The following is a 13,447-nucleotide window of genomic DNA, read 5'->3' as shown; positions in this document are numbered from 1 at the left end:
GCGCAGCGCGGCAGGCAGGCCGAACGCCCGCCGCCGTGCGAGGTCCCCCCCGGCCCCGCGCCTCGCTGCGCGGGGGTCACTGAGGAGACAGCGATTAACATGCGAGCTGGAGAGCCGCAATCGATCGAAGGAGCTTTGTTTGACGATCGGTATCGCGACTTCCGCGCATCCTGGAGAGGGTACGGCGGCGCCGGATGGCAGCGGAGACTCGATGTGTCGCAAAGGGGGTTTAGGGCGAGGAGCGCCGATCGGACAGGCGATGAGCGCGGACGGGGACGGGGGGGAGAAGGGAGGAGCGCGCTCGGCGCGGGGCGGAAACCCAGGGAGGACCTCGGTGTTGACCGAGCCCGTTCAGTCGCGCTCAGCGCCCGAAGCGAGAACCTCCCTCGCGGTCGTGCGCGTGCACGTGCGCGTGCACGTGCGCGTGGTCGTGGTCGTGGTCGTGCGCGTGGTCGTGGTCGTCAACGGCTAGGTCGTGAACGTGAACGGCACCCGGAAGTCGCGGTTCTCATTCGTTGACCAAGGTTTCGGCAGAGCGTTTACGTCCACGCTGTGTCGTCGACGACCACGACCACGACCACGACCACGACCACGTGTACGCGCACGCGCACGCGCACGCGCACGTGCACGCGCACGTTCACGTTCACGTTGGTGAGCGTTGGTGAGCAAGGGAGGGTCAGGCTTCGGGCCCTGAGCGCGACCGAACGAGCTTGGCCAAGCTCGAGGAGGGGAAGGTGATGCGGCGACAGCGCGGGGGCTCGGCCCGCAGGGAGGAGGGCGGCGCGGGGAGCGCGCCCTCATGAGGCTCAGCTCGCGGTCGGCTGGCCCGTCAGGCGCAGGTAGATGTACGTGAGCCCGATGGTGATGACCGGCGCGGCCACGAACACGCCGAGGCAGCAGGCGAGCGCGCCCGCCAGCGCGAGCGCGCAGGCGAGCAGCACATAGACGAAGATGCCGCCCTTGTGCCCGGTCGTGATTCGCCAGCTCTCCTTCATGGCGTCGATGGCGCCCAGGTTCCTATCGACGATGCACAGGTACGTCATGCTCAGGCCGAGCGAGACGATGACGCCGGGGACGATCAAGAGAAACATGCCGATATACGTGGCGATGGTAGTCAGGAACCCGGCGCCCAGGATGGACAGGAACCACTGCCCGCCGCCAAGGAGATCGCTGAACGAGTACGGCTGGCCACGCGCGACCTTCAGCGAGAGGCTGGTCATGCCTCCAAGGAAGTAGCTGAAGATGACGAAGCCGACGATCTGCAGGAAAAGCCGGACGGCCAACCCCGCCATGGGCGCATCTCCCGCGAGCATGGCCTCGATGCCTCCGCCGATGAAGGCGGGGACGAGCATAGCGAACCAGACGACGAACGCGGCGCCGATGAGGACCGCCGGGTCGCGCTTCAGGCGTTCCCAGCCGAAGGACGCCGCGTCTCCCGCTCCCCACGGCGCCGCCACGCCCGTGCCCGGGGGTGAGCCGTAGCCCGCGCTGCCGCCCGGGGGCTGGTAGGGGTTGGCCCCACCCCAGTCAGCGCCGCCACCCGGAGGCGGGCCGTAGCCGCCGCCACCACCCGGAGGCGGACCGTAGCCGCCGCCGCCCGGAGGCTGGCCCCAGCCGCCACCGCCTCCCGGGGGCGGGCCGTAGCCGCCGCCGCCCGGAGGCTGGCCCCAGCCACCACCGCCCGGAGGCTGCCCAGGCGGCTGACCGTAGCTACCGCCCGGAGGCTGCCCCGGCGGCTGGCCGTAGCTGCCGCCCGGAGGCTGCCCGTAGCTGCCGCCCGGAGGCTGCCCCGGCGGCTGGCCGTAACCACCGCCCGGCGGCTGGCCGTAGCTGCCGCCCGGAGGCTGGCCGTAACCGCCGCCCGGAGGCTGCCCCGGCGGCTGGCCGTAACCACCGCCCGGCGGCTGACCGTAGCTGCCGCCCGGAGGCTGCCCCGGCGGCTGGCCGTAACCACCGCCCGGCGGCTGTCCCGGAGGCTGGCCGTAACCACCGCCCGGCGGTTGACCGGGGCCAGCGCCCCCGGGTGGCTGTCCGTAGCCGCCGCCCGGCGGCGGGCCGTAGCCACCCCCCGGCGGTTGCCCGTAACCACCACCACCCTGACCGCCCCCTGATCCCCCGCCCCAGCCACCTTGGCTCATCTTGTCTCCACTGGGTGTGAATACCGACTACGCCCAACCAACTACCCCCACTATACGTGGAGGGCGCCGCCACGGAACAACTAACTTCCGGCGCGCGGCGCCCCCGTGCGCGCCCGCACCGAGCCGCCGCGCAGAGGAGCAACGGCCGAATGCCGCGCGGGCTCCGCCATTGTGGACAGCGCAGCAATCGCGGAGCCCGCGCGGAATGCGGCGATCAACAGCGATTGAGCGCTCGACGTCTCGACGTCCATTTCCGGACGCGGGCGCGAAATACGCGCAGATCACCTCGGCTGCGGGCCGCTCAGGCACAGGCCGGCGATGCTGCTCGTGAACGACGTCCCCTCCTCGCGCCGGACCTCGACGGAGTTGCCCGTGAGCGGCGACGAGAACACCCCCTGAACGACGCCCGCCCCCTGCTTCGCCGTCACGGAGCGGCCGACGAGCGACCCGGGCGACACGGCCTCGATCGGCGCGCCCGGCGCGATCGCCTGCTCCTCGGGCAGCTCCGCGCGCCGGAACCCGCCGAACCGCACCGCCGTGCCGCCGCCCTTGCCCGGCATGATCTTTCCGATGCACGGCCCGAGCGGCGTGCCGACGACCGCGTACGTCACGGCCGCGTCCACCGGCGACCGCCTCGATTCACCCACCAGGGTGACGGCGACGGCGAGGACGAACGAGGCGACCGGGACCGCGAGCGCGGTCGCCACGACGACCGCGGCGGCGCCGGACGTCGCCCGGCCGAACGAGGCGAGCTCGGCGCTCACGGCCTGCTCGAACGACCGCAGGATCACGACCTGGCGCGCGCGCACCCGCTCGAGGACGGCCGCGGCGACCAGGTTGTCGGCGGCGCAGAAGCCGCACCGCGCGATCGCGCCGTCACCCGCGCCGAGCGGCGCGCCGCACACGTGGCACGCCGCCGGCTCGCCTGGGGCCGCCGGGGGGCGCGCGGCGCACGCCTCCTCGAGCCGCCGCTGCCTGCTGCGCATGACCGCGAGCACGGCCGCGCCGGTCCCGACGGTGCCGAGCCACGCCGCCACCACCATGCCGCCGGTGATGACGTTCCCCTCGGTGTCGGGGCTGACCCAGACCCCCAGCACGATGAGCGCGCCGAGCAGGGTGATCGGCACCGACGCGAGCGCGAACACGACGAGCAGCCGCGCGTGCCGCTGGGACGCCGTGACCAGCCTCCGCCTCAGCGCCTCCGAGAGCTGGCGGCGGCGCACGTCGGTCTGGAAGACCACGTGCGCCGCGGCGCGCAGGCCCTGCGCCGCCTCCCCGGGCAGCGGGCCGCTGTAGTGGCACGCCGCGCAGGCCATGAGATCCGGGCTGGCGAGGGACACAGGCGCGGGTCGCCCGCAGCGCGGGCAATGCACGGCGAGCATGGACCGATTCTACGCCAGCCGCGTCTCGGCAGGTCAAGGCGGCTCACCGCGCCCCCCGCCTCGCCTTGCGCGCGCGCCGCCCCGCCGGCGCGAGCTCGCGGAGCGCCGCCGACAGCGAGGAGAACGCGCTCACGACGCCGAGGTCGACGCCGACGAGGCTCATCGCGATCTCGGGGCGCACGCCGACCAGATAGACCCGCGCCCCGAGCAGCGCGGACGCGCGGCTTGTCATGCCCACCGTGTCGGCGACCCGCGCGTCCACGAACGGCACGCCCGTGAGATCGAGCAGCACCGAAGACGCCCTGTGCCGGCTCACCCCCTCGGACACCTTCTCGAGCACCTGCCTGGCACGGCCGCCGTCGATCATCCCGATGAGCGGCACGAGCAGCACGCCGGGCAGGAGCGGGATGAGCGGACAGCCCAGCTCGCGCACCGTCTCCGAGAGCGCGCGCTCGATCTCGTACGCCCTCTGCAGGTCGGCGTGCTGCGACGACAGCGACTCCACCAGCGCGTCGCGCTCCAGGGCCGCGCCGAGCAGCGTCCCCCAGATCGCGACCGTCCCCTCGTCTCCGGCCATGGCGACGAGGGTCGGGCCGACGAGCACCAGGATCCCCCAGTCGCGCCGGGCAGAGCGTATCGGCAAGAGCAGCACCATGTGCGTGCCGTCCTCGGCCGACGGCGGCAGCGTCGCCGCCGGCAGAAACGCCTCGGGCCGACAGCGGCGGCCGATCGGCGGGGTCGGGCTGCCGTCGCGGCTGTAGGCGCCGGCGACGACGAGGCGGGAGCGCGCCTGCGGGTCGTCCCACAGCGCGAGGCAGCCCCAGATCACCGTGGTCGTCTCGAGCCACGAGAGCGACCGCGTCGCCTGCTGGGTGCCGCCGAGCAGGGCAAAGCTCACATCGTAATTCGTCCTCGCGAGCACCCCGAGCTGGCGGACATACTGGCTCTCGGCCTCGAGCCGGGCCCGCGCGATCGCGAGGCGCACGAGCTCCAGGAACGCGTCCACCCGCCGCCTGGCCGTGTCGTCCAGGGACGCGCCGCGCCGCTCGTGAAGCTGGCCCAGCAGGCGGACCGCCGCCAGCAACGTCCCCACATCCATCGTGATGTCGACCGCCTGCCGGCAGGCGCCCCCGAGCTCGGCCGCCGAAGGCAGCGCGGCGCCCCGGAGCGCCGCGAAATAGCCGTCGATCAACGACGTGACCGCCGGCCATACCTCGGTCGGCGGGAGGTCGGGCGGCAGCGGCTGGGGCAGGAGCAGGAGCTCGACCATCTGCCGGGCCAGGACGCCGCCGGCGTCCTCCTCGGGCGCCGCGTCCTCCCTGTCGAGGAACTCCTGGATCGTGTTGCACCCGCACGAGCTCCGCACGGCGAGCGCGTTGGCCGTGCGCACGCCCTCGGCCGGGAAGGCCTCGCCGGCGATCATCGACGCGAGGAGATCGCACGCCGCGCTCCCCATCATCTCGAACCGCTGGCGCACCGTGGTCAGCGGCGGATCGGCGCTCTCCGCGTCCGCGATGTCGTCGAAGCCGATGATGGCGAGATCCTCGGGGATGCGGACGCCCGCCGCCTTCAGCTGGGGCATCATCCCGAGCGCGTTCTTGTCGGTCGCGAAGACCGCCGCCGTGCACCCGGGCAGCCGCGCGAGGAGCGCCGGCGCGGCGCCCTGGCCGCCGCTGTACCAGTTGTTGTCGCTCCGGATGACCAGATCGGGGTCGAAGTCGATGCCCGCCTCGGCGAGCGTGTCCTTGTAGGACGCGAAGCGCTCGCGCACGTCGTACGCGTCGAAGTAGCCGACGAACGCGATGCGCCGGTGCCCGTGCTCGATCAGGTGGCGCACCGCGCTCCGCATCCCGCCGTGGTTGTCCGGGATCACGGCTGGACAGGCGACATCGGCGGCGCGCGTGCCGACGGTGATGAACGGGACCCGGCCGCGCGCGAGCGCCTCGATGCCATGCAGCTCGATCAGGACGATCCACCCATCCACCTCCTCCCCGGCGAGCGACGGCGCGTGGACCTCGAACGGCGTACCGCGCAGCACCAGCGTGCGAAACCCGCGCTGCTGGGCCGAATCATGGATGCCGAGCAGGACAGGGTTCCAGAATGAGCCGTCGAGAAAGGGGGAGATCACCCCGAGGGTGCGAGGGCGGGCCGCGGCGCCGGCCGCCGGGACATGGAGCGGCGGGGCGTCGGTGCGGCGCGCCGGAGGGAGAGAAGAGCGGCGCGGCGCAGGGAGAGAAGAGCGGCGCACCGGAGGGAAAGAAGAGCCGGTGCCGCGCCCCGAGCCCTCCCCCTGCCCCGGTGCGCCGGAAGGATCGCCCCACTGCTCCGGCACCACGATGCCGCTGTCCCGCCTCCCCTCGCCCATCCTCGCGCTCCCTCCCGCCCTGCTCGCCCACGTCCGGCCGAGCCTCTCCACTTCCGTGGCCGGCGCCATCCTTAATCGATTTCAGTCGGGAGGTGAGGAAAGCGACACGGCCTCACCGCGCGCCCGGCCCCGCTGCTCGCGCCGCACGCACCCCCGCCTGGCCGAGCTCGAGGAGCGCCATCGCGAGCGAGGAGAACGTGGCCAGCTCGCCGAGGTCGACGTCGATGAGGCTCTCCGCGATCTCGGGGCGCACGCCGACCAGGTAGACCCGCGCGCCGAGCAGGGCAGCCGCGCGGCTGGTCATGCCCAGGAAATGGGCGACCTGGATGTCCACGAACGGAACGCCCGTGAGGTCGAGCAGCACGGACAGCGCCTCGTGCCGGCTCACCCCCTCGGCCACCTTCTCGAGCACCTGCTGGGCGCGGCCGTTGTCGAGCATCCCGATCAGCGGCACGAGCAGCACGCCGGAGAGGAGCGGGATGATCGGGCAGCCCAGCTCCCGCACCGTCCGCGACAGCGCGCGCTCGCTCGCGAACGCCTGCTGGAGGTCGGCGTGCCGCGCCGACAGCGACGCCAGCAGCGCGTCGCGCTCGAGGGCCGCCCCGAGCAGCGTCCCCCAGATCGCGACCGTGCCCTCGTCCCCGGTCATCGCGACGACGGCCGGGCCGATGAGCACGAGGATCCCCCAGTCGCGCTCCACGGAGCGTATCGGCAGGAGCAGCACCATGTACGTGCCGTCCGCGGCCGAGGGCGGCAGCATCTCCGCCGGCGGGAACGCCTCCAGCCGATGGCGGCTCCCGTTCGGGGGGACCGGGCTGCCGTCGCGGCTGTAGGCGCCCGCGACGACGAGGGCTGTGCGCTCCGCCGGGTCATCCCATAACGCGAGGCAACCCCAGACCATCGTGGTCGTCTCGAGCCACGAGAGCGACCGGTACTCCTGCTGGGTGCCGCCGAGCAGGGCGAAGCTCACATCGTAGTTGGTCCTCGCGAGCACCCCGAGCTGGTGGACGGAGTGGGTCTCGGCGTCGAGCCGCGCCCGCGCGCTCGCGAGGCGCGCCAGCTCCACGAAGTCCTGGACCCGCCGCCTGGCCGCGGCGTCCAGGGACATGCTGCGCCGCTCCGGGAGCTGATCCATCAGGCGGGCCGTCGACAGCAGGGCCCCCAGATCGGGCGTGATGGCGACGGCCTGGCGATAGGCGCGCTCGAGCTCGGCGGCCGGGGCGGGCGCGGTGCCCCGGAGCGCCGCGAAATACATGTCGACCACCCGCGTGACCGCCGGCCAGACCGCGGCCGGCGGGGTATCCGGCGGGAGCGGGCGCGGCAGGAGCAGCTGCTCGACCATCTGCCGGGCCAGGGTGTCTCCGGCGTCCTCCTCGGAGACCGCGCCCTCGGTGTCGAGGAAGTTCTGGACCACATTGCAGCCACACGAGCTCCGCAGGACGAGCGCGTTGGCCGTGCGCACGCCCTCGGGCGGGAAGGGCTCGCCGGCGATCATCGACGCCAGCAGCTCGCACGCCGCGCTCCCCATCATCTCGAACCGCTGGCGCACCGTGGTCAGCGGCGGGTCGGCGCTCTGCGCCTCCACGACGTCGTCGAAGCCGATGATCGCGAAATCCTCGGGGATGCGGACGCCCGCCGCCTTCAGCTCGGACATCGTCCCGAGCGCGTTCTTGTCGGTCCCGAAGACCGCCGCCGTGCACCCGGGCAGCTGCGCGAGGAGCGCCGGCGCGGCGGCCCGGCCTCCGCTGTACATGTTGTTGTCGCACGGGATGACCAGATCGGGGTCGAAGGGGATCCCGGCCTCGGCGAGCGTGCTGATGTAGGCGTCGCGGCGCTCGCGCACGTCGTACGCGGCGAAGCTGCCGACGAACGCGATGCGCCGGTGCCCGTGCTCGATCAGGTGGAGCACCGCGTTCCGGATGCCGCCGTGGTTGTCCGGGACCACCGCGGGACAGCGGACGCCGGCGGGGCGGGCGCCGAGCGTGATGAACGGGACCCCCGCATCGGCGAGCGCCTCGAGGCCGCCGAACTCGATGATGACGAGCCACCCGTCCACCTGCTCTCTGGCGAGCGAGGGGGCCATGACCTCGGAGGGCGTGCCGCGCAGCACCAGCGTGCGGATCCCGCGCCGCTGGGCCGTTTCATGGATGCCGAGCAGGACAGGGCCCCAGAACGCGCCGGAGAGAAACGGGGCGACGACGCCGAGGGTGGGAGGGCGAGCCGCCGCGTGCGCCCCCTCGGACAGGCGCGGATCAGGGCCGGAGACGCCGGCCTTTCCCCTGGCCTTCCGCTCCGCTGCGCCAGGCAGCTCGCCCCACTGCTCCGGCAACGGTACCGCACTGCCCTGGCGACGCTGACCCATTCCCGACGGCCTCCTGCTCCACAACCTGACCGCCTTTCCCACGGCCGCTGCGGACCGGCTACATCGTATACGCTGCGCCGCCGGCCCGGGCGAGGAGTCTCGTGTCCTGCCGCAGAATCCGGGGCGTGACGTCGGACTGCGGACATGGCCGCCCCACGCGCGGCGCGTGTGTCGACGCGCTTCGACGCGCTTCGACGCGCTCCGACGACCGGCGCGCCGCCGGCGCCTGGCGTCGCTGACGGGCTGGTCGGTGGTATCGTCGAGCAATGCACTACCGCGACGAACGAGACGCGCTGCGGGGGCGTGTGGACAGCCTCGAGGAGCAGCTCGCGGCGGCCAGGAAGGAGCTCGAGGAGCACCGCGACGACGATCGGGCCGCGCGGGTCGAGCAGATCGAGCGCCAGATGGCGGAGGCCCGCCGCGTGCTCGACCAGCTCGGCCGCGAGCTCGACGCGGTGCGCGGCCGGCCGAAGCGGTCGTCGGCGGTGCCGCTCCTTGTGACGATGGCGGGCGTGGGGCTCTGCGCGATGATAGCGAGCTACCTCTTGGCGCGGCCCGCGCGCGAGACGATGGCGATCGTCCAGCAGCCGGCCCCGCCCCCGCCTGCCCCTCCCCTCCCGGAGCTGCCGGCGCCGGTCCCCGAGCCAGCGCAAGCGCCGCCGGAGCCGGCCGCGCCGGCGAGCGAGGCGCCGCCGCGGACCGCGACCGCGACCTGGAGGGCGAGCGTCACGCGCGCCACGGGGCTCCCCCTCGCGGCCGGCGCGGCGTGCACGGTCGAGGCGGAGCTCTCGAGCTCGGGCGACGACATCCGCGTGCCCGCGCTCCGGGTCCTCTGCGGCGGCAAGCCGATCTACCGGTCGAGCGATCCGCTGAACGGCATGTCGATGTTCAGCAGCGGCGTGGAGGAGGACTCCGGTCCTGAGCCTGGCACCTATGCTTATGCCCTCTCGTACCAGGACAAGGGCTCGCGCGCCGGCGAGCGGGCCGAGGTCTCGCTCGACAGCATCCGCAAGACGGGCGCCGTCTGGCGCGACTCGGCGCCCGCGTACCGCGTCGAGCTCATGCTGGCTTACCAGAGCCTGTCCGTCGCGGGGGAGCCGCTCCTCGACGCCACCCGGAGGGCGCTGCGCCGGTCCGCGCGCGTCACCGAGTCCACGGGACCGAGCCCGGTGAAGGTGGGCCAGCGGTGCGCGCTGCTCGTCTCGCCGCTCCCGCGCGGCGGCAAGTGCCTCACGCGCCTCGCGTGCGCCGGCCGCATGCTCTACGGCGCGGGCACGACCGGCGTCTCCGAGTGCACGGTCGAGGGAGACAAGGTCGTCCGCGTCCACGACGGGAACATGACCCCGAACGGCGGCGACCCGGCGTTCGATCTCGACGCCGCGACGGGGCGCATCACCGTGAAGGACGACGTGGGCGGCGCCGCGTGGACCGTCGGCGTGCAGCTCGATCCGAGCGGCTAGCTGGAACCGTGCCGTTCGCGCCGACCTGGCCGCTTCGAGCTCGCCCCTCGCCCGCGTCGTCCAGTCCACCCCTCCGGGCGTGACGTCTCGCATCGCGGCATAGGCAAATATGCCTATGCCTCACGCCCGAGGCATAGGTGAGTATGCCTATGCCTCGGGTGTGAGGCATAGGATACGACATCGTCGCAGATGACCTGCATCGGGTGATGCGAGGACGGACGGCGATCTTAGAATAGAGAGGCGGGGACGAATGAAAACGCTTCGCAATTTCGGCGTGATCGCTCCAGGGATCGTTGCGCTCGCGGCGTTCGCGGCGCTGGGCTGCGCCAGCCAGGGAGAAGCAACGACCGAGGCATCATCCGGCGGCAGCGCCGGAGGGCCCGCTGGGCCCGGCTCCAGCGCCTCCGGCGCCACGGGTAGCACGTCGGCGACCGGTGGCTCGTCGGCAAACGGTGGCTCGTCGGCAAACGGTGGCTCGTCGGCAAACGGTGGCTCGTCGGGGACGGCCAGCGGCGCCGGCGGCAGCGGCGGGAGCCCGGACTCGGGGGCAACTGGCGCGGGCGGCGGGAGCGTTACCGGCTCCGGCTCGAGCGGCGCCGGAGGAGAGGCGCAGAGCGCCGGCTGCGGCAGCGCGACAGCGCCGAAGAGCGGCCGCTTCAGCGTCGATGTCGGGGGCACGACGCGCGAGTACATCCTCGCCGTGCCGGACAACTACGATTCGAAGCACCCTTACCGGCTGATCTTCGCCTGGCATCCCCGCGGCGGCTCGGCCGAGCAGGTCGCGACCGGGTTCGGCGGCGGCTACTACGGCCTCCAGAGCCGCGCCAACGGCTCGGCGATCTTCGTCTCGCCCGAGGGCATCGACCAGGGCTGGGCGAACACGGGGGGCCGCGACATCGCGTTCCTGCGCGCCATGCTCGACCGCTTCCGCGCCGATCTCTGCATCGACGAGAGCAGGATCTTTTCGACGGGGTTCAGCTACGGCGGCATGATGTCCTACGCGATCGGCTGTGCGATGGGCGACGAATTCCGCGCCATCGCCTCCATGTCCGGCGCGCTCTACAGCGGCTGCGAGGACGGCGACAGCCCCGTCGCCATGTGGGGCGCCCACGGCGACGCCGACAACGTGGTTCCGCTCGAGAACGGCCAGAGCGCTCGCGATGTCTTCCTCGAGCGAAACCACTGCGGCCAGCAGACCACACCGGTCGAGCCGAGCCCCTGCGTCAGCTACGAGGGCTGCGACGCGGGCTATCCCGTCGTCTGGTGCGAGTTCGACGGGGGCCACGCCCCGCAGAACAACTCCGGCGAGTCGATCTGGAGCTTCTTCTCGCAGTTCTGAGGCGGGTGTCGCTCGAACCAGCGCCACGTCTCGGCGTGCATCGAATCGCAGCGCGCGATTGAATGGATGGGTCCAGCAATGGTGTTCAAGAATCTGCCAGCGAAGCTCTTGATAACTGGAATCCTGGGCATCTGCTCTGGAGGGTGTGGTTCGTCGACCGACGATACAAGCGGAGCGACGGCGAGCAGCAGCTCCGGCGGCGCGGCGTCGAGCGGTCCCGGCGGAGCGACCGGCGCCGGCGGCGACGCCGGCACGGGCGGCGCGGGCAGCGGAACCACCGCGGGCAGCGGGACCACCGGAGCCGGCGGCGCCGAGGAGACGGGCAGCGGCGGCGGCGGCGGCGCTGGCGGGACGCCCGGCGCTGGCGGCGGCGACAACGGCAGCGACGAGGCGACGCTCGTCCCCGATCCGTCGTGGACCTGCGGGATGCCGGACGGCATTCCGCTCCCCACGCGCGGCGAGCTCGTCTTCCGGGCGACGCTCCAGCTCGGCGAGACCCACGACGTCGGGACCACCCAGTTCGGCCACCGCCGCCTCCTCGACGTGAAAGGGGGCACGCTCGCGGGCGACAAGATCCAGGCCACCTTCCTCACGGGCGGCATGGACCTCGAGCTCACGCTGTCGAGCGGATCCGTCGAGCTCGAGGAGATCAACATCCTGAAGGCGAGCGACGGCAGCTCCATCTTGATGCGGACCTGCGGCGTCGCCGCCGCCGGTGATGACGTCGTCCGGATCGTCCCGGACTTCGAGGTCCCCAACTCGAGCTCGCTCGCGTGGCTCAACACCGGGAAGTTCGCGGGCACCCGTGTCGTCGACGCCGCGGCGGGCACGATCCAGCTCGACGTCTATGACATCAGCGAGGTGGCCGCCGGAGAGCCGAAGATCCAGCTCAAGGATCCCGCGGGCGTCCCGAACCAATCGTGGGAGTGCTCGAAGGCGACCGGGGCGAGGGGCTCGAGCGTGTTCACCGAGTCCGTCACGCTCGGCTCATCCGTGTCTGTCGGCGCCAGCAAGCGCGGCACGCGCAACATCATTCCCATCACCGGGGGCACGGTCACCGGCGGAATGCTGCTGAGCGGCCTGTCGGGCTCGGTGCTCCCCGGAGGCGCGGATTACCAGCTCATCGGATCGACCACGGTGCTGGACGCCCGGTACGCGCTGTCCTCGAAGGACGGCGAGGTCATCGTGGTGAGGAACTGCGGACCGTTCGGCGCCCTCATTCCTGTCTTCGAGACGCGCGCGGACGGCCCCTATGCGATCCTCAACACGAAGCAGTACGTGAGCTCCGACCCGGGTGGCGCGGCGGGCGGCGGGGTGAGCCTCACCTTCTACGAGCGCAAATAGAACAGCAGCGCCGCGGTGACACCGGCGCCGTCCGGTGCCTTCGGCGCTTCAAAAGGAAAGCCGAGCTGACAGCCCGGCCGCCGCGCCCGGCGCCGCGGGCACGATCCGGAGCTCGACGCCGCCTTGATCCTCGGTGCGATACGCCCGCGGCATGTTGAGGAACACGAGGACCGCGCCTGCCGCCAGGGTCGCGCCGCCGGCGATGAACAGGCCGGTGGCGACACGGCTCTCCGTCATACCCCGGCTCGACGTGTCCGTCGTCATCGGAGCGCAACCCGACATGCAGGTCTCTTCAAACTGCCGCTCCGCCTCCTCCAGATGCTCGTCGGCCTGCCAGCGCAACACCGCGCCAGCCAGCCCGAGGGCTGCGCCCGCCCCGACAACGGCCCAGGGTTTCCAGGCGGACCACCTGCGCACCGTGACGATGCCGTCGGCGCTCAGCGTGAGCACGCCCGAGGCCTGGACCCCGGCGAGCACGACGACGGGCTCGACGAGGGGGAAATGCCCCTTCTTCCTCGCGCTGACGACGTGCTCTCCGGGCGTCACGAACCGGCGCGCCGAGCCCGGACCGACGAACCACGACCTCCCGTCGAGCAGCACCTCGGCGCCGGGCTCATCGCAGCGCATCTCGACGACGGCCAGCTCGCGCTCGACGAGCTCCTTCATCAGCGCGCGCGCCTCTTCATGGTCCTCGGGCTCGAGCGACGCCGGCCCCCACCGGAGCGAGAGGCGCAGGTTCTCGTAGGCAAGCAGCGGCATCCCCATCATCTTGAGCACCCTGCCCAGATAGAACCGGAGATCCGGGTGCTCCCACAGGGCGAGCGCCTCCTCGTACTTCTTCTTGGCGTCGCCGAGCACCATCCTTCTGTGCAGGTCCCGCCCCTGCATGAAGAGCTCCAGCGCCGCCTGCTTGCGCTCCTCTGCGACGCCCTCGTGCCAGGGGGGCAGCGCCGGCTCCGTCTGAGCCCACGCGGGCACGGCCCGGGACACGAGGATCGCGATCGACAGCCATGAACAGATCGCAGCTCGGGTGCTCGTCGGCGTCCTCTGCACGGGG

9 protein-coding genes are annotated in these 13,447 nt (G+C 72.5%); 4 read left to right on the top strand and 5 right to left on the bottom strand.

Annotated elements, in window-relative coordinates:
- Positions 1-337 precede the first annotated feature (337 nt).
- Complete coding sequence (locus WMF22_RS48910) at positions 338-472, top strand: hypothetical protein (protein ID WP_438034217.1); 135 nt, start codon at positions 338-340, stop codon at positions 470-472.
- A 334-nt stretch (positions 473-806) separates the two neighbouring features.
- Here the strand turns inward: WMF22_RS48910 and WMF22_RS48905 are convergent, their stop codons facing one another.
- The 4 genes from WMF22_RS48905 to WMF22_RS48890 form a co-directional block, all read right to left on the bottom strand.
- Positions 807-2,138, bottom strand: coding sequence for a YciC family protein (locus WMF22_RS48905; protein WP_437296698.1), 1,332 nt, complete (start codon positions 2,136-2,138; stop codon positions 807-809).
- A 281-nt stretch (positions 2,139-2,419) separates the two neighbouring features.
- Entirely contained in the window at positions 2,420-3,520 is a 1,101-nt protein-coding gene (locus tag WMF22_RS48900; protein WP_437296697.1) for a hypothetical protein, read from the bottom strand.
- Positions 3,521-3,563: 43 nt separating this feature from the next.
- Complete coding sequence (locus WMF22_RS48895; protein WP_438034216.1) at positions 3,564-5,885, bottom strand: substrate-binding domain-containing protein; 2,322 nt, start codon at positions 5,883-5,885, stop codon at positions 3,564-3,566.
- Between the two features lie 112 nt (positions 5,886-5,997).
- Positions 5,998-8,247: a substrate-binding domain-containing protein gene (locus WMF22_RS48890; protein WP_438034215.1), complete on the bottom strand. Its 2,250-nt coding sequence runs from the start codon at positions 8,245-8,247 to the stop codon at positions 5,998-6,000.
- A 266-nt stretch (positions 8,248-8,513) separates the two neighbouring features.
- On the opposite strand from WMF22_RS48890, the gene WMF22_RS48885 reads away from it, so the two are divergent.
- The 3 genes from WMF22_RS48885 to WMF22_RS48875 all read left to right on the top strand — a co-directional run bounded on the left by WMF22_RS48885 (position 8,514) and on the right by WMF22_RS48875 (position 12,390).
- Positions 8,514-9,707, top strand: coding sequence for a hypothetical protein (locus tag WMF22_RS48885; RefSeq protein WP_438034214.1), 1,194 nt, complete (start codon positions 8,514-8,516; stop codon positions 9,705-9,707).
- 250 nt (positions 9,708-9,957) lie between these two features.
- The gene (locus WMF22_RS48880; protein WP_438034213.1) at positions 9,958-11,046 is read left to right on the top strand and encodes an alpha/beta hydrolase family esterase; all 1,089 of its coding nucleotides are present in this window, start codon (positions 9,958-9,960) and stop codon (positions 11,044-11,046) included.
- A 108-nt stretch (positions 11,047-11,154) separates the two neighbouring features.
- A complete protein-coding gene (locus WMF22_RS48875; RefSeq protein WP_438034212.1) occupies positions 11,155-12,390 on the top strand; it encodes a DUF3237 domain-containing protein in 1,236 nt (411 codons plus the stop codon).
- Between the two features lie 48 nt (positions 12,391-12,438).
- Here the strand turns inward: WMF22_RS48875 and WMF22_RS48870 are convergent, their stop codons facing one another.
- Entirely contained in the window at positions 12,439-13,443 is a 1,005-nt protein-coding gene (locus WMF22_RS48870) for a tetratricopeptide repeat protein (protein ID WP_437296691.1), read from the bottom strand.
- Positions 13,444-13,447 lie beyond the last annotated feature (4 nt).

Source organism: Sorangium sp. So ce204 (assembly GCF_051526795.1).
In the GTDB taxonomy this organism is placed as follows: domain Bacteria; phylum Myxococcota_A; class Polyangia; order Polyangiales; family Polyangiaceae; genus Sorangium; species Sorangium cellulosum_B.
The sequence above is the reverse complement of the archived record's forward strand: the minus strand, read 5'-3'. Positions and strand labels throughout refer to the sequence as shown.

What these genes read in the sequence shown, in the direction of transcription:
- WMF22_RS48905 (WP_437296698.1), bottom strand. Translation starts at nt 2,138, where the DNA reads ATGAGCCAAGGTGGCTGGGGCGGGGGATCAGGGGGCGGTCAGGGTGGT.
- WMF22_RS48900 (WP_437296697.1), bottom strand. Translation starts at nt 3,520, where the DNA reads ATGCTCGCCGTGCATTGCCCGCGCTGCGGGCGACCCGCGCCTGTGTCC.
- WMF22_RS48895 (WP_438034216.1), bottom strand. Translation starts at nt 5,885, where the DNA reads ATGGGCGAGGGGAGGCGGGACAGCGGCATCGTGGTGCCGGAGCAGTGG.
- WMF22_RS48890 (WP_438034215.1), bottom strand. Translation starts at nt 8,247, where the DNA reads ATGGGTCAGCGTCGCCAGGGCAGTGCGGTACCGTTGCCGGAGCAGTGG.
- WMF22_RS48885 (WP_438034214.1), top strand. Translation starts at nt 8,514, where the DNA reads ATGCACTACCGCGACGAACGAGACGCGCTGCGGGGGCGTGTGGACAGC.
- WMF22_RS48880 (WP_438034213.1), top strand. Translation starts at nt 9,958, where the DNA reads ATGAAAACGCTTCGCAATTTCGGCGTGATCGCTCCAGGGATCGTTGCG.